General features: G+C 38.0%; 18 protein-coding genes, 8 tRNA genes and 1 pseudogene. 23 read left to right on the top strand and 4 right to left on the bottom strand.

All coding sequences use genetic code 11. From position 1 onward, the window contains the following. The first annotated feature begins 5 nt into the window (after positions 1–5). From BDR01S_RS21810 to BDR01S_RS21725, 18 genes are all read left to right on the top strand, one after another. Positions 6–79 (top strand) — tRNA-Trp (locus tag BDR01S_RS21810). Positions 80–90: 11 nt separating this feature from the next. Next, positions 91–166: transfer RNA gene (locus tag BDR01S_RS21805), tRNA-His, on the top strand. Between the two features lie 31 nt (positions 167–197). After that, positions 198–272: transfer RNA gene (locus BDR01S_RS21800), tRNA-Gln, on the top strand. A 4-nt stretch (positions 273–276) separates the two neighbouring features. Further along, positions 277–351 (top strand) — tRNA-Gly (locus BDR01S_RS21795). Positions 352–359: 8 nt separating this feature from the next. Next, positions 360–433, top strand: a tRNA-Cys gene (locus BDR01S_RS21790). 44 nt (positions 434–477) lie between these two features. Then, positions 478–563 (top strand) — tRNA-Leu (locus BDR01S_RS21785). Between the two features lie 27 nt (positions 564–590). Then, positions 591–672 (top strand) — tRNA-Leu (locus tag BDR01S_RS21780). Positions 673–1,045: 373 nt separating this feature from the next. Beyond that, positions 1,046–1,369, top strand: coding sequence for a DUF3870 domain-containing protein (locus tag BDR01S_RS21775; protein WP_066251630.1), 324 nt, complete (start codon positions 1,046–1,048; stop codon positions 1,367–1,369). A 245-nt stretch (positions 1,370–1,614) separates the two neighbouring features. Continuing rightward, complete coding sequence (locus BDR01S_RS21770) at positions 1,615–2,802, top strand: CaiB/BaiF CoA transferase family protein (protein ID WP_066251632.1); 1,188 nt, start codon at positions 1,615–1,617, stop codon at positions 2,800–2,802. A 17-nt stretch (positions 2,803–2,819) separates the two neighbouring features. Then, on the top strand, positions 2,820–4,028 hold the full coding sequence (locus BDR01S_RS21765; protein WP_066259745.1) for an acyl-CoA dehydrogenase family protein: 1,209 nt from the start codon (positions 2,820–2,822) through the stop codon (positions 4,026–4,028). Positions 4,029–4,218: 190 nt separating this feature from the next. Then, positions 4,219–4,292, top strand: a tRNA-Gly gene (locus tag BDR01S_RS21760). 138 nt (positions 4,293–4,430) lie between these two features. Further along, complete coding sequence (gene queG, locus BDR01S_RS21755; protein WP_066259751.1) at positions 4,431–5,561, top strand: tRNA epoxyqueuosine(34) reductase QueG; 1,131 nt, start codon at positions 4,431–4,433, stop codon at positions 5,559–5,561. A gap of 84 nt (positions 5,562–5,645) precedes the next feature. Then, positions 5,646–6,518, top strand: coding sequence for an amidase domain-containing protein (locus BDR01S_RS21750; protein WP_066251634.1), 873 nt, complete (start codon positions 5,646–5,648; stop codon positions 6,516–6,518). 73 nt (positions 6,519–6,591) lie between these two features. Continuing rightward, positions 6,592–7,065, top strand: a complete 474-nt coding sequence (gene trmL, locus BDR01S_RS21745; protein ID WP_066251636.1) for a tRNA (uridine(34)/cytosine(34)/5-carboxymethylaminomethyluridine(34)-2'-O)-methyltransferase TrmL — start codon at positions 6,592–6,594, stop codon at positions 7,063–7,065. Between the two features lie 51 nt (positions 7,066–7,116). Further along, on the top strand, positions 7,117–7,866 hold the full coding sequence (gene nfsA / locus BDR01S_RS21740) for an oxygen-insensitive NADPH nitroreductase (RefSeq protein ID WP_066251639.1): 750 nt from the start codon (positions 7,117–7,119) through the stop codon (positions 7,864–7,866). A 330-nt stretch (positions 7,867–8,196) separates the two neighbouring features. Further along, on the top strand, positions 8,197–10,092 hold the full coding sequence (locus BDR01S_RS21735) for a PrkA family serine protein kinase (protein WP_066251642.1): 1,896 nt from the start codon (positions 8,197–8,199) through the stop codon (positions 10,090–10,092). 275 nt (positions 10,093–10,367) lie between these two features. Next, the gene (gene yhbH, locus BDR01S_RS21730; protein WP_166262645.1) at positions 10,368–11,534 is read left to right on the top strand and encodes a sporulation protein YhbH; all 1,167 of its coding nucleotides are present in this window, start codon (positions 10,368–10,370) and stop codon (positions 11,532–11,534) included. Positions 11,535–11,702: 168 nt separating this feature from the next. Then, complete coding sequence (locus BDR01S_RS21725) at positions 11,703–12,344, top strand: copper homeostasis protein CutC (RefSeq protein WP_066251645.1); 642 nt, start codon at positions 11,703–11,705, stop codon at positions 12,342–12,344. 101 nt (positions 12,345–12,445) lie between these two features. Here BDR01S_RS21725 and BDR01S_RS26345 read toward each other — a convergent pair whose 3' ends face one another. After that, on the bottom strand, positions 12,446–12,874 hold the full coding sequence (locus BDR01S_RS26345) for a PTS sugar transporter subunit IIA (RefSeq protein ID WP_235846636.1): 429 nt from the start codon (positions 12,872–12,874) through the stop codon (positions 12,446–12,448). A gap of 111 nt (positions 12,875–12,985) precedes the next feature. Further along, positions 12,986–14,422 (bottom strand): annotated as a pseudogene (gene nagE / locus BDR01S_RS21720) (N-acetylglucosamine-specific PTS transporter subunit IIBC); the annotation flags it as partial. Between the two features lie 305 nt (positions 14,423–14,727). On the opposite strand from nagE, the gene nagA reads away from it, so the two are divergent. The 5 genes from nagA (at position 14,728) to BDR01S_RS21695 (ending at position 19,426) form a co-directional block, all read left to right on the top strand. Beyond that, on the top strand, positions 14,728–15,921 hold the full coding sequence (gene nagA / locus BDR01S_RS21715) for an N-acetylglucosamine-6-phosphate deacetylase (RefSeq protein WP_066251650.1): 1,194 nt from the start codon (positions 14,728–14,730) through the stop codon (positions 15,919–15,921). A gap of 3 nt (positions 15,922–15,924) precedes the next feature. Next, complete coding sequence (nagB, locus tag BDR01S_RS21710; protein ID WP_066251653.1) at positions 15,925–16,665, top strand: glucosamine-6-phosphate deaminase; 741 nt, start codon at positions 15,925–15,927, stop codon at positions 16,663–16,665. Positions 16,666–16,745: 80 nt separating this feature from the next. Then, positions 16,746–17,468, top strand: coding sequence for a GntR family transcriptional regulator (locus BDR01S_RS21705; RefSeq protein ID WP_066251656.1), 723 nt, complete (start codon positions 16,746–16,748; stop codon positions 17,466–17,468). A gap of 27 nt (positions 17,469–17,495) precedes the next feature. Then, on the top strand, positions 17,496–18,233 hold the full coding sequence (locus tag BDR01S_RS21700; protein ID WP_066251658.1) for an SIS domain-containing protein: 738 nt from the start codon (positions 17,496–17,498) through the stop codon (positions 18,231–18,233). 170 nt (positions 18,234–18,403) lie between these two features. Beyond that, positions 18,404–19,426, top strand: a complete 1,023-nt coding sequence (locus tag BDR01S_RS21695; RefSeq protein ID WP_235846635.1) for a CAP domain-containing protein — start codon at positions 18,404–18,406, stop codon at positions 19,424–19,426. A gap of 42 nt (positions 19,427–19,468) precedes the next feature. On the opposite strand, the gene BDR01S_RS21690 is transcribed toward BDR01S_RS21695, so the two are convergent. Together BDR01S_RS21690 and BDR01S_RS21685 are read right to left on the bottom strand one after the other, a co-directional pair. Further along, on the bottom strand, positions 19,469–20,608 hold the full coding sequence (locus BDR01S_RS21690) for an ATP-binding protein (RefSeq protein WP_369691102.1): 1,140 nt from the start codon (positions 20,606–20,608) through the stop codon (positions 19,469–19,471). A gap of 257 nt (positions 20,609–20,865) precedes the next feature. Next, complete coding sequence (locus BDR01S_RS21685) at positions 20,866–22,392, bottom strand: diguanylate cyclase domain-containing protein (RefSeq protein ID WP_066251663.1); 1,527 nt, start codon at positions 22,390–22,392, stop codon at positions 20,866–20,868. Positions 22,393–22,558 lie beyond the last annotated feature (166 nt).

The raw sequence follows: 22,558 nt of genomic DNA, 5'->3' as shown, positions 1-22,558 counted from the left end.
TTTATAGGGGTATAGTTTAAAGGTAGAACGAAGGTCTCCAAAACCTTTGGTGTGGGTTCAATTCCTACTACCCCTGCCAATTATATTGTGGCGATTGTGGCGAAGTGGTTAACGCACCTGATTGTGGTTCAGGCATTCGTGGGTTCGATTCCCATCAGTCGCCCCATAATATAAATATTAAAAAATCAATAAAACGTTGGGCTATAGCCAAGCGGTAAGGCATCGCACTTTGACTGCGACATGCGTTGGTTCAAATCCAGCTAGCCCAGCCAATTTGCGGAAGTAGTTCAGTGGTAGAACATCACCTTGCCAAGGTGGGGGTCGCGGGTTCGAATCCCGTCTTCCGCTCCAATATTAATGGCGGCATAGCCAAGTGGTAAGGCAGAGGTCTGCAAAACCTTTACCACCGGTTCGAATCCGGTTGCCGCCTCCATTAACTATTTGCAAACTATGGATAAGAACAGATAATTAGATTTCGCCGGGGTGGCGGAACTGGCAGACGCACAGGACTTAAAATCCTGCGGTAGGTGACTACCGTACCGGTTCGATTCCGGTCCTCGGCATTGCTTTATCAAAACAATTTTATACGCGCCGGTGTGGCGGAATTGGCAGACGCGCACGACTCAAAATCGTGTTCCGTGAGGAGTATCGGTTCGACCCCGATCACCGGTATCAATTTGTTTTAAAAAAAACGTTTCTCAGATAAATTTGAGAAACGTTTTTTTTTGCAAATTTATCGCTTTATGGATATTTTACCTAAGGTAATTTTCCTAAGTTTTAAGAATGATGAATCTATTCGTTACTATAATTGATGGTAGAATTCTTGTATGGTAACGAATAGAAGCTATTCGTGCCCATCAGAAATGAAAAAGCATGATAACGGTAACGAATAGACAATAATCGTGCCCGTTGTTGTTGATAAACCGTAAAGACGGTAACAATTCTTCCCCCGGCTCCTCATCGTACATCTTATTTCAAATTATCAGTAACTAATGTAAAATACATCCTATACTACATTTTTTTAAAAGAAAGGTAGATTCTATTGATGAACGGAAAAACTTTGTTTATTGCAGGGCATGCAAGGTTACCCCAAGGGATGGCAGCAAAAAGTGTATTTGAAACATTGACGATTACAGCAGAAATTGATAGAAAATATGGGGTCATACTCAGTGCCTCTTGTACATTGGCTACCGAACATGCCCGTGAATTTGTTGGCCAAGTGTTAAGGGGAATGAGTTTAAATGACGGTATAGATGAAGCAATTGCTGCGCTGCAAATGTATTACCGTGGAAAGGCGGCTAATGCGTTGGTGGCGGCGTTAAAAGATCTAGATCTCCATTATCAGCAAATCAAATCTATTGAAAATTAATTGTTGAAAAATTCAAATTATTAGTATATAGTTAAAATAACAACTGGGTGACAGCAATGTCCTTGCTGCATGACCAGATGATCGTAAGAAAAAAGATTATATTAAAATTGACTATATTCACTTGATCTTCCTTTGCGGGAAGACGAGCTATGAATAGGAGTCAGTAGAGCAATCAATGGGATATTTCATTGTTTGTTTTGCTGGCTCCTTTTTGTTTTTTTAATAATCGGAAAGAGGTGATAAGTGTGAAAGGGGCACTTGATGGAATCCGAATTTTAGATGCTTCACGCGTACTGGCAGGACCATTTTGCTCCATGATTCTCGGGGACTTGGGAGCAGAAGTAATAAAGATTGAACACTATGCTTTAGGTGATGAAACAAGAGGCTGGGGACCACCGTTTGTAAATGGAGAAAGTTCGTACTATTTATGTGCCAATCGGAATAAACAAAGTATGACACTTAATCTTAAATCAGAAGAGGGAAAAGAGATTTTTGCCAAACTGGCATCAAACTGCGATGTCGTGATTCAAAACTTTAAATCTGGAACACTTGAAAAAATGGGTTTAGGATATTCGCAACTAAAAGCCAATAACCCCGGGATGATTATGGCTTCTATTACGGGGTTTGGGTCAACGGGTCCATATAAGGATTTACCTGGCTATGATTATATCATTCAAGCCATGAGTGGGCTGATGAGCATCACTGGTGAACCTGATGGGAGTCCGGTAAAAGTCGGAGTGGCAATCACAGATGTATTAACGGGATTATATACCTGTATAGGGATATTAGCGGCTTTGCAGCATCGAAACGAGGCTGGAGAAGGGCAGAAAATTGATATTTCACTGCTGGATTGCCAGGTTTCCTCATTAATTAACGTGGCGAGTAATTATTTATGTAGTGGTGTGATTCCAAAGCGAATGGGGAACCGGCACCCAAATATTTCCCCATATCAAGTGTTTAGGACAAAGGACGGTGAGCTTGTCATTGCAGTGGGAAATGATCAGCAGTTTAAGCAATTTGCTGCTGCTTTGGGAAGACCTGAATTAGCGGAAATGGAAGAATTTATTCATAATGAACAGCGTCTAAACAATAACGATAAATTGATTACCATTTGTGAAGAACTGCTTTCAAAAAAAACAAAAGTAGAGTGGAAGGAACGATTAGATGCAGCCGGGGTACCGAATGGCCCAATCAACACCATTGCTGAAATATTTGAAGATCCACAGATAAAGGCACGAGAGATGATAGTGGAAATGGAGCATCCATTAATTGATACACTTCAATTAACGGGCTCCCCGTTGAAGTTATCACAAACACCAGTAACGATGAGGAGACATCCCCCACTGTTTGGCGAACACACAGAAACCCTATTAGAGAGTATTGGATACAATTCCGAAGAAATAGCTAATTTAAAACAAAAAAGTATTATTTAGGGAGGATATATTAAATGATGAACTTTGAATTAACAGATGAGCAGCAAAGTGTTAAGGAAATGGTGAGAAAATTTGTCGATAAGGAAATCATTCCAAATATTCAGGAGTGGGATCGCCAAGGTCATTTTGAACCTGTGATTTTGAAAAAATTAGCCGATCTGCAAGTCATGGGTGTCTGTATCCCTGAAGAGTATGGCGGTGCTGGCATGGATTATAATACACTAGCTATTGTATGTGAGGAACTAGAACGAGGAGATACTGCCTATCGAACAGCCGTTTCTGTTCATACAGGGCTAAATAGTATGACGCTATTGCAATGGGGAACTGAGCAACAAAAACAAACGTATTTAGTCCCTCAAGCACAGGGCCGAAAAATTGGCGCTTTCGGATTAACAGAACCGAATGCGGGGTCTGATGTGGCTGCGATGAATACAACTGCTGCTAGAAAGAGAGATTACTATATTCTGAATGGGTCTAAAACATGGATTTCTCTCTGTGATGTTGCCGACCATTTCTTGATTTTTGCCAAGACAGACCATGATATTGGGCATAAAGGAATCACTGCATTTATTGTAGAACGTAGTTTTGAAGGGGTTGAAACGAAGGCTATCAAGGGTAAGTTGGGTATTCGCGCAGGAAATACTGGAGAAGTATTTTTAACCGATGTAAAAGTACCTGTTGAGAATAGATTGGGTGAAGAAGGCGAAGGGTTTAAAATTGCCATGGCCGCACTAGATAATGGTCGATTTACAGTAGCTGCAGGAGCAGTTGGCTTAATAGAAGCGAGCCTTGAAGCAAGCCTAAAGTATTGCCATGAACGAAAAACATTTGGGAAAGAGATTGGAAAACACCAGCTTGTACAGCAAATGATTGCAAAAATGAGTGCAAATCTTGAGATTTCTAGACTGCTGGTCTTTAAAGCGGGTTGGTTAAAGAATCAGGGGAAACGAAATACCCAGGAGACGTCACTAGCTAAGTGGATTTCCTGTAATGCTGCTTTTGATGCGGCAAATGATGCCGTTCAAATCCATGGGGCGTATGGCTATTCCGATGAATATCCAGTTGAACGCTTTTTGCGGAACTCTAAAGCCCCAGTCATTTATGAAGGCACGAGAGAAATCCATACGATTATGCAAGGGGAGTACGCTTTAGGTTATAGGGAAGATAGGCCACTTCGTAAACAATTGCCAGCATGGCCTTTTGAACAAGTTTCCGTTTCTAAGTAGTAGTAAGGAGTATATAACGAAAAACCGGTCAGTGACCGGTTTTTTTCAGCTTAAACGATTAGAGTAAGGCTGTAATATTTTTTCACCACTAAAAAATAAATTCGACAAAATATGCGTTTTTCCCTTGACGATGTTAAAAATAGTGTGTATTATTGAAAAGGTCAGTTGATGACATTAATATTAATCCTTTGCGGGTGTAGTTTAGTGGTAAAACCTCAGCCTTCCAAGCTGATGATGAGAGTTCGATTCTCTTCACCCGCTCCATACATACTAACTAACGCAGTGTATCGTTACATAGGAGAACGATGCATTGCGTTTTTTCCTATTTTATTTTCCAATAAAACATGCCATTTTAAAATATATATCCATTTGTTCATTCTAGTAAGAAGGGAGGGTCACTCTATTAATATAAACAAGCTAAAGGAAGAATTAATTAAATACAGTAAAGAAATTGGAATCGATAAAATTGGTTTCACGACCGCTGACACTTTCACTGAATTGAAAAATCGATTAGTAAGACAGCAAGAGCTTAACTTCCAATCAGGATTTGAAGAACCAGATATTGAAAAAAGAGTGACCCCTTCATTATTATTAGAGGAACCTCGTTCAATCATTGCCATTGCGATTGCCTATCCTTCAAAAATGAATAACCGTGTAGAAAGTAAAAAGGGTGAGAGAAGAGGAATATTCAGCAGGGCCTCATGGGGTCTCGATTATCATCATGCTCTAAAGGACCGGTTGAATAAACTTGAGGAGTTTATCTTAGCAAGAATGCCGGAAGCGCGGTTAAAATCGATGGTCGATACTGGGGAGCTCTCTGACCGTGCTGTGGCAGAGCGCGCAGGAATTGGCTGGAGCGGGAAGAATTGTGCGATTATTACACCTGAGTTTGGGTCCTATGTATATCTTGGAGAAATGATTACGAGTATTCCGTTTGAACCGGATACACCGATTGAAGACCAATGCGGGTCGTGCACCAAGTGTTTGGATGCATGTCCAACAGGGGCATTGGTTCAAGGTGGACAAATAAATGCACAGCGCTGTATTTCTTTTTTAACCCAAACAAAAACATTTATCCCCGATGAATTTAGAGAGAAAATTGGTAATCGTGTCTATGGCTGCGATTCCTGCCAAACAGCATGTCCGGTTAACAAAGGGAAGAACTTTCATTTTCATGAGGAACTTGAGGCGGATTCTGATATTGCCAAACCGCTACTAAAGCCAATCTTAAAATTAAGTAATCGGGAATTTAAAGCTAAATTTGGAAACGTAGCTGGTTCTTGGAGAGGGAAAAAACCCATTCAGAGGAATGCGATCATTGCGCTAGCCCATTTTAAGGATGAATCAGCGATTCCGGATTTAGTTGAAGTTTTGGAAAATGAGGGAAGCCCGGTTTTGAGAGGAACAGCTGCTTGGGCCTTGGGCAAAATTGGCGGGGAAACAGCCTTTTCTGCACTTGAAAGGGCTCAGGCACATGAAAAAGATCCTGAAGTACAAAGTGAAATAGAAAAAGGCTTTAGTTTTTATAGGTAAAAATGAGCGAACTCACGTAGTTCGCTTATTTTTTTGATTAAACTCTGTCTCCTTTCATATGTATGAAAGAAAGGGGTGGAGAGTATGCTTCATTTAATTCAAGATTTATTTGAAAAGAGAGTAAATCAGTTTGTTTCCGATAAAAGAAATCATAAAGTATTTTTTCCAAAGGCTGAACAGAAACAAAGTGCATTTTCAAAAAGGGATGCAGAAATTGTCAAGGTTAAAGCAGCAGGCCGAATAATAGAGATGAATGAGGAGGAAGAATTTCAAACGGTAAAATATCAAGCCCATTATCAATATTTAATTAAGCAAAAAGAGATTCTATACATCGAAGAAGAAATAGAAGATAGATTAGCTAAGTTTTATAAAAAGGCTTTAGTGATGGATGAGGAAATCAAACCTTATGAATATCAAGAACCTTCTCCACTGCCAATAACACAGAGCTTAGAGGAGACTGATGAGCGACTAAGCTTTCAATATAATCGCTTAAAAGCTGTGCAATATGCGGAACGCTGGTGGAATAGCCACAATCCTGCTTATAAAAAATTTGAAAATGATTGCACCAACTTTATCTCACAATGCCTTCATATAGGCGGGGCACCGATGAGAGGTTATCCTGTCAAGGGTTCAGGCTGGTGGCTCCAAAATAATAATTGGAGCTATAGCTGGGTGGTGGCGCATTCTCTAAAGCTATACTTTGCTAATTCAAAAAGTGGTTTACGTGCCAGGGAAGTCAACAGCCCTGATCAATTGTTATTAGGCGATATTATTTGCTATGATTTCGAAGGGGATGGACGATTTAATCATAATACAATTGTAACGGGTAAAGATGCAAATGGAATGCCGTTAGTGAATGCCCATACGTATAATAGCCGGATGAGGTACTGGGCATATGAGGATTCATCTGCCTATACACCTAAAATGAAATATAAGTTTTATACAATTCTCGGTTAAAATTGCTTCTATATTGAAAGGAAAAATCTTAATGGTATAATGGCATGTAGAGTTATTTATCGAGGTGAGCAACGTGTCAATAAATGTAGTTTTATATCAGCCACAGATCCCTTCCAATACTGGAAATATCGCAAGGACATGCGCAGGAACAGATACCAACTTACATTTAATTCGTCCATTAGGTTTTTCGACTGATGACAAAATGTTAAAAAGAGCAGGCTTGGATTACTGGCAATTCGTCAATATTGTCTACTATGATTCACTAGAGGACTTTTATGAAAAGAATGCCGGCGGTGAATTTTTTTATATAACCAAATTTGGTCAAAAGGCTTTTAGCAGCTTTGATTATAGTAATTTAAGCAAAAATTACTTCTTTATCTTTGGACGAGAAACGACAGGACTTCCCAAAGATATTATCGAAAAAAATAAGGATGTAAGTTTAAGGATTCCAATGAATGAAAATATTCGTTCCTTAAACCTGTCTAATACAGCCGCCATTCTCATCTATGAAGCGCTGCGACAGCAAAATTATGCGCATCTAAAATAATTGATGGGGGTCCAGTCGGGCCTCCTTTTGATTAATGAAAGGAAGAATGTTATGAATGAAGTTATTGAAACGATTCTAAACCATCGCTCCCTCCGTCATTTTGAGGACATGCCCTTAACGGAGGAACAAATCAAAACGATTGTTTCTTGTGCCCAATCAGCGTCGACATCGAGTTTTATTCAAGCCTATTCGATTATTGGTGTTAAAGACAAAGCAAAAAAGAAAAAATTGGCTGAGATTGCCGGTAACCAGGAATATGTTGAAATAAACGGCCACTTTTTCATTTTTTGTGCGGATCTTAATCGTCATTCCATTATTGGGGAGATGGTACAAACAGATGTTACTCCTTCTATCGAAAGTACGGAAAAGTTCATGGTTGCTCTAATAGATGCATCTTTGGCAGCACAAAATGCCGCAATAGCAGCTGAATCGATGGGGTTGGGAATTTGTTACATAGGTGGAATACGCAATAATCTTGAAGAGGTTAAAAAGCTGTTAAAAACTCCTGAACGGGTCATTCCTTTGTTTGGACTCACTGTTGGAGTTCCAACTAAATTGACAGATATAAAACCAAGGCTCCCGTTTGAACATATCTACCATGAAGATGAATATGAACAAGATAAACAGGTATATATTAGTCAGCTTCAAAAATACGATGATTTTATTTCCTCCTACTACGATGAGCGGACCGAAGGGAAAAGAAAGGACCGCTGGAGTGAACAAATGGCTAAAATGCTTGATCGAAAGAGCAGGATGTATATGAAGGAATTTGTTCAAAAAAATAAACTTGATCTTAAATAAAAAAAACTGCCAAATCGGCAGTTTTTTTTATTTTGAAGAACCTGGTTTGTCATTATAACCTGATGTTAAGATTGCAGTCAAAAACGTGATCATTACTAAAATTACAATGAAAGTGTTCATGTTTATGTATTGCCCCCTTTGTCATACATTTTTCATTTTTATCACACATATAGTTTTATTATAGCCTATCTTACAAAAATGAAAAGAGGAAGATTCTTTTTATTGTAGCAAAAAAGATAGACGCTAACTCGCATTGGTTACGCATGTTCAATAGCTTATCAGCATAGAGTATATTAATCGTCTCTGATTAACCTACAGGGGGAGGGCCTTATGGATATTCTAAAAAAAATCGAGATGTATCGCGAAGAAGAAGAAAAGTTACGTTGGGAAGGGTCATTCGCAGATTATTTACAGTTGTTGAAAGAGAAGCCATGGGTTGCACAGTCGGCACATTCACGAGTTTATAATATGCTTAAAGATGCAGGTATTACTGAAGAAAAAGGGACAAAAAAGTATGAATTCTTTAGCAATCAATTATTTGGTTTAGAGGAATCGCTTGAACGGCTTGTTGAGGAATACTTCCATCCGGCAGCAAAAAGGCTCGATGTAAGGAAGCGTATTTTATTGTTAATGGGTCCTGTAAGCGGCGGGAAGTCCACCCTTGTTACTATGCTGAAAAGGGGTCTTGAAGCCTACTCTCTTACGGATAGAGGCTCTGTATTTGCCATTAAAGGATGCCCAATGCATGAAGATCCATTGCATTTAATTCCACACCATTTGCGAAAGGATTTCCATGATGAGTATGGAATCCGCATCGAAGGTAATCTTTCACCATTGAATATGATGCGTCTAGAACAGGAGTATGGTGGACGAATTGAGGATGTTTTAGTTGAAAGAATCTTCTTCTCCGAGGATAAACGAACAGGAATCGGAACATTTAGCCCATCCGATCCGAAATCACAGGATATTGCCGATTTAACGGGTAGTATTGATTTTTCAACGATTGCAGAATTTGGTTCTGAATCAGATCCGCGTGCCTACCGCTTCGATGGTGAACTAAATAAGGCTAACCGAGGAATGATGGAGTTCCAGGAGATGCTAAAGTGTGATGAGAAATTCTTGTGGCACTTGCTATCTCTTACTCAAGAAGGAAATTTTAAGGCAGGCAGGTTTGCTCTAATCAGTGCTGATGAGCTAATAGTTGCTCATACGAACGAGACAGAGTATCGTTCCTTTATCTCTAATAAGAAAAATGAAGCACTCCATTCACGAATTATTGTCATGCCAATACCTTATAACTTGAAGGCGTCACAAGAGGAAAGAATTTATGAAAAGATGATTAATGAAAGTGATGTTTCTGATGTTCATATCGCACCGCATACGTTAAAGGTTGCTGCTATGTTTACCATTCTTACTCGTTTAAAGGAACCGAAGAAAGGCGATATAGATTTACTTAAGAAAATGCGCCTTTATGATGGAGAAAATGTGGAAGGCTTTAATACGGCGGATGTGGATGAACTTAAGAAGGAATACCCAGATGAAGGTATGAGTGGTATTGACCCTCGTTACGTGATCAACCGAATTTCATCTACCATTATTCGTAAAGAAATACCATCTATTAATGCACTTGATGTATTAAGATCATTAAAAGATGGCCTTGATCAACATCCATCCATCACGGCAGAGTTACGCGAACGTTATATGAATTACATCTCATTAGCTCGGAAAGAGTATGACAATATTGCCAAGAAGGAAGTACAAAAAGCCTTTGTATATTCGTATGAAGAGTCTGCGAAAACGTTAATGGATAATTATCTTGATAATGTTGAAGCTTATTGCAACAAATCAAAACTTCGTGACCCGCTTACTGGAGAAGAAATCAATCCAGATGAAAAGCTGATGCGTTCCATTGAAGAACAAATTGGAATTTCTGAAAATGCGAAAAAGGCTTTCAGGGAAGAAGTATTAATTCGAATATCCGCATTTGCAAGAAAAGGTAAACGTTTTGACTATAACTCTCATGATCGCCTTCGTGAAGCGATTCAAAAGAAGTTGTTTGCCGATTTAAAGGATGTTGTAAAAATTACTACTTCATCGAAAACTCCTGATGAACAGCAATTGAAGAAGATTAATAATGTGGTTGCTAGGCTAGTTGATGAGCATGGCTATAATACAACATCAGCTAACGAATTACTGCGCTATGTTGGAAGTCTATTAAACAGATAAGTGGATTAAAATAGGTAGGACTGGCAGAAGGTAATCTGTCAGTCTATTTTTTTCCTTATAAAGGGCAACAGAAACCCGTGTTGCATCAACATTGATACTTTGTCCATTTTCATAGGCATAAGCACAATTGTCTAAATAATTTGTAAATTATTCTATGTTTCTGCATAGGATAAAGTAATCCATATTTATCTTCATTTTTTCACTCGAGTTATAGTATGTTTTTGATAAAAATGTGTGCATTTTGGAAACTAAAAATTAATAAGGAGGGGTTTACATTGTCAGTTAACAACCATCAATATGTCATTTCAAGAGAAGATTGGTCCCTCCACCGCAAAGGCCACGATGATCAGCAGCGACACCAGGAAAAGGTCCAGGAGGCAATTCGCAATAATCTTCCAGACTTGATTACAGAAGAGAGCATAATTATGTCTAATGGTCGAGATGTAGTAAAAATTCCGATTCGCTCATTGGACGAATATAAAATTCGTTATAATTATGACAAGAACAAACACGTGGGCCAAGGTGATGGTGACAGTCAAGTAGGTGATGTAGTAGCACGTGACGGCTCCAGCGGTCAAAAGGGACCTGGCAAAGGCCAAGGGGCTGGGGACCAAGCGGGTGAGGATTACTTTGAGGCAGAAGTATCCTTAATGGAACTTGAGGAAGCATTATTTAAACAATTGGAGCTTCCAAATTTAAAAAGAAAAGAAGAACAAGAACATCTTGTTGAAAACATTGAATTCAATGATATTCGCAAGACAGGATTAATGGGAAATATCGATAAGAAACGGACGATGATGTCTGCTTTTAAAAGGAATGCAATGACTGGGAAGCCTGCATTTCATCCTATTTACAAGGATGATTTAAAATTCAAGACATGGAACGAGGTAATCAAACCGGATTCAAAAGCGGTTGTCATCGCCATGATGGATACGAGTGGCTCAATGGGGATATGGGAAAAATATATGGCCCGCAGCTTTTTCTTCTGGATGACACGCTTCTTAAGAACAAAATATGAAACAGTTGAAATTGAGTTTATTGCTCATCATACCGAGGCAAAAGTGGTTAGTGAGGAGGATTTCTTTTCCAAAGGTGAAAGCGGTGGAACGATTTGCTCATCTGCTTACCGCAAAGCGCTAGAAATCATTGATGCCAAATACAATCCACGTAAGTTCAACATTTATCCATTCCATTTCTCTGACGGTGATAATCTCACATCGGATAACGCACGCTGCGTGAAGCTAGTTGAGGAATTAATGAAAGTCTCTAATATGTTTGGCTACGGTGAAGTAAATCAATATAATCGTCACTCTACCTTAATGTCAGCTTATAAAAATATTAAAGATGACCAATTCCGCTACTATATCCTTAAGCAAAAAGCAGATGTATTTCATGCAATGAAGAGCTTCTTCCAAGCAGAAGAAGAAAAATTATTCGCTTAACAAAAACGACTGGTGTCAGGCACCAGTCGTTTTTTTGCTATTGCATCAAATTTATACATTATGCATTGTTAAATTGGTAAAGATGACAGGAAGGATAGAAAACAGAAGATTTGATTTGCTTAGTGTTCCTAGGGTATTCTTTGGGTTGTATTTGAAAGGTGGGTGTATATGTTAAAAGAAGTTTGTGTAGAAAATTTCACATTGGTTCCTGTGGCTATTGAAAAGGGGGGACATCGCATTGAGCTTTGTGACAACCTATCTGTCGGAGGCACTACTGTTAGTCACGGGGTAGCTGCAAAAACCATTGCATATTGTCACTCCAAAAATACAAAGGTAATGACACTGGTCAGGCCCAGAGGTGGAAACTTTATTTATACTAAAGAAGAAATTGAGATTATGCAAAATGATATTGTCCATTTTAAACAGTTAGGGGCAGATGGAGTGGTGATTGGCTGCTTAAATGATTCTGATTGGATTGACGAGGATGCTATGCTCAAACTTTTAGAATTTGCGAAAGGGCTGGATGTAACCTTTCATATGGCGTTTGATCAGATAAAAAATGAATATCAGTTTGATGCTATTGATTGGCTTGTGAAACATCAAGTGAATCGAATTTTAACACACGGAGGACCAAGTTCTAAATCCATTGAAGGAAACCTTTGCCGTTTGAAGGAATTTGTGAATTTTGCAGCTGACCAAATTATTATTCTTCCCGGCGGGGGAATTACTGATAAGAATCTAAATAATATCGCAAGTAGGTTAAATATTAGTGAAGTTCACGGGACAAAAATTGTTGGTGATCTTTGTTAAGTTGCTGACTCTGAATAAATAATTTGAATATTATGGTATGTTGAGGTTCAACCAAAAATATCAAAAAAATCGGCAGGTGTGCAACCTGCCGATTTTTGTTGTTATTCAATTGATAGGATTCCGTCTTGACCTTGGTCTGAGTGTCCCTGTTTCTTTACATTTAATTTTTTTAAGTTTGTAAAGATAACTGGTGTAATCGCTGAAGGTACTGATTTCTTAATAAATTCTAGATCGAAGTTCAGGATTTCCTGACCTTTAGTAATATGCTGTCCTTCTTTTACAAGTACATTAAAGCCTTCACCTTTTAATTTGACAGTATCCAAGCCAATATGAATAAGGATTTCATAGCCTTGCTTTGATTTAATTCCGATCGCATGCTTAGTAGGGAAAACATTCATGATTTCTCCGTCCACTGGTGAAACGACCGTACCTTTAGATGGAATAATTCCAAATCCTTCACCCATCATTTTTTGTGAGAAAACCTGGTCTGGCACTTCAGTAATTGAAATAATTTCGCCTTCGATTGGCATAACAAAATCTTTTTCAGAAAGTGGTGAGAGTTCATTAGATTCAATTGAAGCCGCCACTTTTTGTGTCATATCCGAATTAATCCCAGCTTTATCAAATTTATTAGTCCCATTACGATGTTTTATAATTTCGTCTGCAACGAATTGTACATTGGTTCCGACAATCACTTGAATGCTTTGCTTCCCAACTATATTGATGCCAGGTACACCAGTCGCTTTAATTTTTTGTTGGTCGACTGCATTCATGTCTTTTACTTCCATTCTTAAACGCGTTACACAATTGTCTACAGAAGTAACATTTGCGTCTCCGCCAAGTCCTTCATATATCTGTGCGGCCATTGCGGCAAATTTACTTTCGCCTGCTGGAACGACAATCTCAGAAGATTCCTCATCATCTTCTTCACGTCCAGGAGTCATTAAGTTGAATTTCGTAATGATGAATCTGAATAAGAAATAATAGATAACCGCAAACACTAAACCTTGAAGGATTAACATGTAAGGGTGGTTTGCTAACGGCAATCTAGAACTTAGTATAAAGTCAACTAATCCGGCACTGAACCCAAATCCTGCTGTCCAATGGAATGCAGCTGCGATGGCTAATGAAATACCTGTTAATACCGCATGTACTAAATAAAGCATTGGTGCTACAAACATAAACGCAAATTCAATTGGCTCTGTTACGCCAGTAAAGAATGCTGCGAAACCTGCTGCTAACATTAAGGATGCCACTGTCTTTTTCTTTTTGTCTTTTGCAGTATGATACATCGCCAATGCTGCTGCTGGTAAACCAAACATCATTACAGGGAAGAATCCAGCTTGGTACATACCAGTAACGCCTTTTACTCCCTTTCCAGCCCAGAAATTACCGATATCATTAATTCCGGCTACATCAAACCAGAATACGGAGTTTAAGGCGTGGTGCAGACCTGTTGGAATCAATAAACGGTTAAAGAAGCCATATAAACCTGCGCCAAAAGCACCTAAGTGAGAAATGCCTTTACCGAATGATACTAGTCCTGTAAAGATAACAGGCCATAAGAAGAATAATACTGCAGAAACAACAAGCATAGATACTGCAGTCATGATTGGCACAAGTCGCTTCCCTGAGAAAAATGCTAAAGCATCCGGTAATTTAACATGACTAAATCGATTGTACATCATGGATGCTACGATACCGGAAAGAATACCAACAAAAGCATTTCCGATTTTTCCAAACGCAGGATCTACATCTTCCGGTTTAATCCCTTGTAGTAATGAAACAGAACCCGTGGAAAGCAAGGTTGTTACAACCAGGTATGCTACTAGACCACTTAACGCAGATGAACCATCTTTTTCTTTTGCCATTCCTAGTGCTACCCCAACGGCAAATAGAATTGGTATATTATCAATAATTGATGCACCAGCTTTAATTAAGAAAGCAGCTAGCGGACTATCTGCCCCCCATCCTGTAGGGTCGATCCAATAACCAATACCCATCAAAATGGCTGCAGCCGGTAAAACAGCTACAGGTAACATCAATGAACGACCAATTCTTTGTAAATATTTCTTCATAATATTACCCCCAATAAAGTGTAAATAAAATTAACTACAATATGAATTATTTCATCAAAATAATTGATGCATGGTGTAAGCGCTTTTCTATTTCTAACTATAGCACTAAATATTTATAGATGTCTAGACCAATTTTTATATTTTAATAGTGTTTTTACTCTTCTAATCGATTGAAACACTTTAATACCAATTGATATAAATAAAAATGGAGTTTTATTCAAAATTCCTAAATAAAGATATTGGTATAGACAACTAGATTATGGTGATGTTAATATTGAGCTATAATCTGAAAGGAAGTATCGAAGATGATTCCAGACGATAATTATATTTTACTTATGGGTGCACGAGTATATTCAGAACAACAAATAATTGAAGATGGATATATAAAAATAAAAAATCAAAAAATTATTGAAATGGGTTCATCAAACGAGCTATCTAATAAAGACGGCTTTAATGTGATTGAAATTCCTGCCCATTATAATGCAGTTCCTGGTTTTATTGATGTTCATATCCACGGTGTGGCTGGGGCCGACACAATGGATGCCACTAAGGAAGCACTGGACACAATGGTCATGGCTCTGCCGAAAGAAGGAACAACGAGCTTTTTAGCCACTACGATGACCCAAGAAGGGAAACAAATTGAAAATGCCTTAATAAATGCTGGGAAATATATTAAAGAACAGCAATTTCCAGGAAAATCTGAAATAATTGGGATTCATCTCGAAGGGCCGTTTGTAAATTCCTTAATGGCAGGAGCGCAGCCGATTCAACATATAATTGACCCAGATGTTTCCTTACTTAAAGAATGGCAAAAGTTGTCCAATGAAACAATTAAACTTGTCACGCTGGCTCCTGAAAGGCCAAGTGGATTGGCGATGATCCGATATTTAAAAGAGAATGGGATCATTGCATCGATTGGTCATACAGCTGCAACTTATGATGAGGTTAACGAAGCCATTGAGGCTGGAGCAAATCACGTCACCCATCTTTTTAATCAAATGAGGGGGCTTCATCATCGCGAACCTGGTGTGGTGGGTGCAGCATTTCTACGTGAAGAATTAAAAGCTGAAATTATCGTGGATGGGGTGCATGTCCGTCCAGAAATGGTTAATCTTGCATTCAAACAAAAGCAAAGTGATGGATTAATTTTGATAACCGACTCAATGCGGGCAAAATGTTTAAAAAATGGTAAATATGACCTTGGCGGTCAAGAGGTCACCGTTGAAAATGGGAAAGCAATTCTTGAGGAAGGAACACTTGCAGGAAGTATATTAAAAATGGGACATGCAGTAAAAAATATTATATCTTTCACGGGCTGTTCACTTGATGAGGCCATTGAAATGTCTTCAGTAAACCCTGCAAAGCAACTGGGATTTTATGATCGGAAAGGCAGTATTACTGTTGGAAAAGATGCGGACATTGTTATTTTAGATGAAGATATGGAAGTTTATATGACCATTTGCCGTGGATCACTTGCTTTTAAAAGGGAGGAAAACTAAAAAATGAGGATTATTGAAGTAAAAGATTATCAACAGATGAGTAAAAGGGCTGCGGAATATATAATCAATAAGGTTGTTCAGAATCCAAGCATTAAACTTGGATTGGCAACAGGCGGAACCCCAATTGGGACCTACAAAAGCTTAATTGAGGATCACCAAAAAAACGGGACTTCCTATCAGAAGGTAACCACTTTTAATTTGGATGAGTATATCGGGCTATCAAGTGATAATAAAAATAGCTACCGGTATTTTATGAATGACCACTTGTTTAACTATATTGATATCAATAAAGATAAAACAAATATCCCGAGCGGTATTGCTCCTGACTTCCAAGAAGAATGCCATCGTTATGAAGACATTATTTCCAGGCATGGTGGCATTGATTTGCAAATTCTAGGGATTGGCAGTAATGGGCATATTGGATTCAATGAACCAGGAACTTCGTTTGGCTCTAAAACGCATATTGTAAACTTAGCACCGTCGACCATTCAAGCAAATGCAAGATTTTTTAGCAGGATTGAAGAGGTTCCAACGAAAGCAATTACAATGGGGATTTCGACCATTTTGAAAAGCAAAGAAATACTTCTTCTAATTTCAGGAGAAAAGAAAAAAGATGCATTGTGTAGACTCTTGAACGGAGAGATTAATGAAAGTTTTCCTGCATCAGTGTTGAAAAATCATCCTTGTGTTACAATTATCGCAGATAAAGTGGCAATAGCTGATTTAGAGGTTCAATGTTTATAGAAAAATAAAGATTCCTATTCACGATTGAACCTTTCTGTAACGTAAATGGGTACTTAAGGAAAGGATGCAGTTGGAGGAAAATGATTAATAAGAATTCTCCCATTCCGATTTATTATCAAATTGAGGAATATGTCAAAGAATTAATTGAAAACGGCGAATTGCGACCCGGTGATTCTCTCCCTCCGGAAAGAGAATATGCCGAAAAATATCAAATAAGCCGTATGACAGTTAGACAAGCCTTTACACAGTTAGTAAATGAGGGTTACCTGTTTCGGTTGCAAGGAAAGGGGACTTTTGTTGCAGAAAGGAAAATCGAACAGCCCCTTCAAGGTTTGACAAGCTTCACAGAAGATATGAAAGCAAGAGGATTCGAACCGGGAAGCCAATTAATTCATTTTGAAATTATTCCTGCGACAAGACAAATAGCAGGACAGCTTTTGATTTCTGAATATGGACCTGTATATGAAATCAAGCGGATACGCTTGGCAGATAGTGTCCCAATGGCCTTAGAAACAAATTATATTTCAGCGAATTTAGTCAAAGGACTTACTGAACAAATTGTGAATAAATCCTTATACTCACATATTGAAGAAAAGTTAGACTTAAGAATTGATAGTGCTTCACAGATTATTGAATCCTCAATTGCCAGTCAAAGTGAGGCGAATTATTTGGAAATCAGCAAGGGAGCACCAGTTATGTTAATCCAAAGAAATACGTTTCTAAAAGATAATACCCCTCTGGAATTAGTTAAATCTGTTTATCGTGCGGACCGTTACAAGTTTATGATTCAGATGAAACGCTGATTGCAAATTTATTGGAGGTTATTTTATATGTTCAATCTATACTTCCATGAGCTTAAAGAATTATTATGTACAATCGAAAGAGATGAAAATGAAAGTCTCAAAATAGCTGCAGAGAAAATCGCTCAGTGTATCCAAAAAGATGGAATCGTTCATGTTTTTGGGTGCGGACATTCCCATATCCTAGCAGAAGAATTATTTTACCGGTCTGGTGGACTTGTACCAATAAACCCAATCCTTATGGAAGATTTAATGCTTCATAAAGGGGCTGTTCGATCATCCCAATTAGAAAAAGAAAATGATTTTGCTGAACAATTTATGAGCAATGTGATGATTCAGCCTCAAGATGTTGTCATTGTTGTATCAACCTCGGGCAGGAACCCCGTGCCTATAGATGTTGCCGAAATTGCTAAAAATAAAGGTGCGTTTGTAATTGGAATTACATCATTCGTTTATACTCAAAGCGTGACTTCAAGACATAAAAATGGTAAGTATTTGTATTATAGTACCGACCTTGCTATTGATAATCATATTAAGGTGGGGGATGCCTTAATGGAGCACGAAAATCTTGCTGTAAGCTTTGGGTCTGGATCAACGGTCGTTGGGGTAGCAATTGTGAATGGAATAATGGTAGAAGCCATCAGTCTAATGATTGAAAAAAATTTTGAACCGCCAATCTTTAAAAGTGGCAATGCTGAGGGTGCAGAAGAACATAATCGCAAACTAATTAACAAATATAAGGGTCGAATTCCAATGTTGGAAAAATAAACCTCAATTAGAATAAATATGTTTAATGAAGCCAACAGTTGCATTTGTTGGTTTTTTTTATGGGAAAGTAGGCTGTCTAATACTTAAATACGTTTATTTTCCATCAATACTTTCTTTGAAAATCATCAAAACTAAGAGAGCAACAAGATCTTCATGAGGAGGTATTTCGATTGATAAAAAAACCAGTGGGGTTACTGTTAACAGCGGTCTTAACAATGGGGCTTGCTGCTTGTAATAACAATGCTAAGAATGATATTAATGATCAGACAACTGATCGCGTCGGAATGAACACCAATACGAGAAATAACACACCATACATGGATGTACGTAATGGGAGAGATGATGGGATTGACCATAATGGTCCATTAACCGAGGATTATACAAACAATAATAACAGTGAATCGGATCTTGATGTAAATCTGTTCAATACTAAACGTAAAAATAAGAAAAATTATAACAACAATAATAATGATATGATTTCTGCCTATCAGACATCTTTGAACAGTAACCAATATCCTCATACAAGAGCGGTATTGATTCAGGATGCTAAATACCAGTATATTACTGTCGACCCAAGAAATTGGGCATTTCAGCAGATACAACCTTATATCCAGCAACAAAGACCAACAGGACAGGCACCAGCAGGGCAGCCTGCACCAACGGGGCAACCAGCGCCAATTCATCAAACAGTACCAAAGCAAACAACACCAGTACCAAAGCAAACAGCACCAGCACCAGCACCAGCACCAGCACCAGCACCAGCACCAGCACCAAAACAGACAACTCAAACGCAAAATGCTCCAACAACTGGAACTGTTAGTCAATACGTCCAACAAGTAATTGACTTAACTAATGCACAACGCAGTAAAAATGGACTGCCGGCGTTAAAGGCAGATACCCAGCTAAACAGTGTCGCTCAGAAAAAATCACTGGATATGCAGCAAAAAAATTATTTTTCACATACAAGCCCTACTTATGGATCTCCATTTGACATGATGAGAGACTTTGGTGTGACCTATAAATCTGCAGGTGAAAATATTGCTCAAGGACAAAGTACACCACAAGCGGTAGTAACTGCCTGGATGAACAGTGAAGGGCATCGCAAAAATATTTTAAGTTCAAATTATACTCATATTGGGGTAGGATTTGAAGCGACAGGCAAACACTGGACCCAAATGTTTATCGGAAAATAAAAACAAACAAACCGGCAAAAGTTTACCTTTTGTCGGTTTGTTTTAACTGATAATATTTTCACTCTTCATGATGGAAGAGATGGTTGGAAATTTAAAATAAAACGTGGTTCCTACTCCTATTTCACTTTCAGCCCAAACGGCTCCATCCATTGCACGAGCAATGCTATAGACCACCATCATCCCCAAGCCTGTTCCATTTTTTCCTTTTGTTGAATAAAAGGGCTCCCCTAATAGATCCAGCTGTTCTATGGTCATTCCAACACCTGTGTCTTTCACACTAACCGTCACATAGTTTTTACTGTACTCAGTGGTTATTGTTAAATAACCTCCATGAGGCATGGATTCAATTGCGTTCTTAAGGACATTCACAAAGCATTGTCGAAACTTCTGGCGATCCCCTTTTATGAACCCAATAACGGAAAAGTCAGTAGTAACCTCGACTGAATTTTGGTTCGCTAATGGCTGAAGTATATTTATGATTTGACGTAATTCACTTTTTACATTTAGTTCTTCAAATGCTTCAAGTGATGGTTTGGCAAAGGTTAAATAGTCTTGAATAACCCGTTCAGCAGAAATTAACTCCTCTTTTACTATTGATAAATATTCTTTCCGTTTTTGTCTAGAAAGGTAATCATCTTGCAAGAGCTGAACAAATCCGCTGGCAGCTGTTAATGGATTTCGAATTTCATGGGAAATGGCCGCTCCCATTTGTTCAACTGCTTTTAACTTTTCAGCTTTAATTAACTCCTGTTGCATTTCATTATTTCTTCTGACAAATTCAATTCCATATGAAATAATCCCAATTCCGAGTGAGGGAATGAACAGGAACGCTATCCAAGCATCCAGCCAGTTAGAATGGGGATGGGCGAAACTCGTCCCAATGACTGTCAATATGCCAAGGGATATTCCCAAACATACGGTAACGAAAATGCGGCGTGCGGGCACTTGCTTTAAAAACCATGGATATAATCGCCAAAATACTACTGTGAGAGGTGCATAAAGTATCATTGTTAAATAAAAGCCAAAATCAAAGCCATAGAAACCTCTTATGATAATAATTGATCCAATTAGAATCGGGCCAATTCCAATGTATAGGGCACCTAAAACAAGAGGAATAATCCCTAAATCATATCTGGCAGAAGGAATCGGATTGTATGAGAATTGAATACATAACCATAACATAGCAATAAACAAAATCGTAAGTGAGGGCATAGAAATGGTGACTTTTTTAAAATTGTCGAAAAAAATCAAACAAAAAAATAAAATGATGATATATATTGAGAGGTTTAAAAAAAGATGTTTCGTAATTTCCATTAACATCACCATCCATAAAGGGCTGATAGGAAAATTTTACTTGTATATTCCTCATTATACTACAAATTGTGCGAAATATTTAGAAAAATATGTTTAAATTTGATAAAAAAGGAAGGCATGTTTATTTACAAGCCTTCCAAACATAAATGAGAAGATGAAATTGTATTTCTACCTTTTGTTTTAGATAAATATAACGCCGAATCAGCCATTTGGATTAATGCCTGAGGTTTTTCAAAAGATGTTGGAGCCATTGTGGCTATTCCAATACTTAGCGTAACAATATCAGCAATCTCAGAATTAATATGAGGGATTTTGAGGAAGTTAATTGTCTCCTGAATTTGATAAGCAATTTTCATCCCTTCCTCCATGGTTGTAGAAGGTGAGATAAGAGCGAATTCCTCACCTCCATAACGGCAAAAAGTATAATGAGAGTTAACAGCCATTTGATTGTTAATAGCTTGTGCAATGGATTGTAAGCAAAAATCACCGGTTAAATGGCCATAAGTATCATTGTATTTCTTAAAGTAATCAATATCGAACATAATCAAGGTGATTGGCGAATGGGTTGTAACAGAATTCGCCCATTCTTTGTCAAGCGTTTCATCAAAATATCTTCGATTGGCTATCCCTGTGAGACCATCCATATAGGAGAGACGATTTAACAATTCATTTGCTTCTTGTAATTTTTGTTCCGTTAGTTTTCGCTCGGTGATATTTCTTGAAACGAGAATTACCTTTTTGCTTCCATCTTCTTCAAAATGGACACTCTTAAGAGTGGATTCAATCCAAACATAATCTCCTATATTTGTCCGGTATCGGTAGGTTGATTCAGCCACACCTTTGTGAAGTGCTTTTTCAAACATCTTTTTTGTATACTCAATATCTTCAGGATGAATAAAATCATCCATCCTTTTACCAAGAAGTTCAGGATATTCAAAATGAATAATTTCTTTAACGGCAGGTGAAATGTATATATATTCGGCTTTTTCATTGTGCATGGTAATCATATCGCTTGAATATTCAGCTAGGAGTCGGAATCTCTCTTCCGTTTCCTTCAATTTTTGTACATTCTGTTTTAATTGAGTTTGTACTTCATACGAATTAACCACGAAAACAAAGAAATGATAGGCAAAAAAACCACCAATGAGCGATATAATACTATGCATGATTAAAACATTTTGAAGGACCTGTGAATTATCAATTCTAATCATAAAAATGATGGAAATAATAAACAACCCGATTAAATTCATTAGGAAAGCTTTAAGGGTTCTTGAAATATTTATATTTGAAAGTCCCCCGCAAAGTATCCCAGTCAATATCGCTCCGAACGATCCCAGCACTGACGATTCGTTAATGCCAAAAAGAATGACTCTTCCAGCTGCAATTAGAATTGCAGCCAGCAATCCAGGTATATATCCACCAAAGATTGCAGCGATAACAATGGCCAAATGGCGTAAATCTGCAATAGTACTTGAATTTATTTGAATGCTAAATGCCATTAATACATTTCCTAAAATTCCAAAACAAAGGCCCCAATAAAGTTTGGTGGAAAGTGATGAGGAAGTGTGTAATGGCTTATCTTTAAATAACACTCCCATAATAGAAAAGGAAGCAATTAATAGTGTGGCATTTGAGACAAAATCTTTTAACATGAAGACTCTCCTGGGATTGTAAATGAATTTCCTAGTTCTATTGTAAAATATTAAATAACTAATTCATGCATCTTTTCAATTATACTATGAATTAGATATTCATGACAAAGATAGATACCCCTTTCTGTTGGAGACGGTAGGTTAATCACCCGAGCTAATAAATAGA

This window comes from Neobacillus drentensis NBRC 102427 (assembly GCF_001591445.1).
GTDB classification, from domain to species: domain Bacteria; phylum Bacillota; class Bacilli; order Bacillales; family Cytobacillaceae; genus Neobacillus; species Neobacillus drentensis.
The sequence above is the reverse complement of the archived record's forward strand: the minus strand, read 5'-3'. Positions and strand labels throughout refer to the sequence as shown.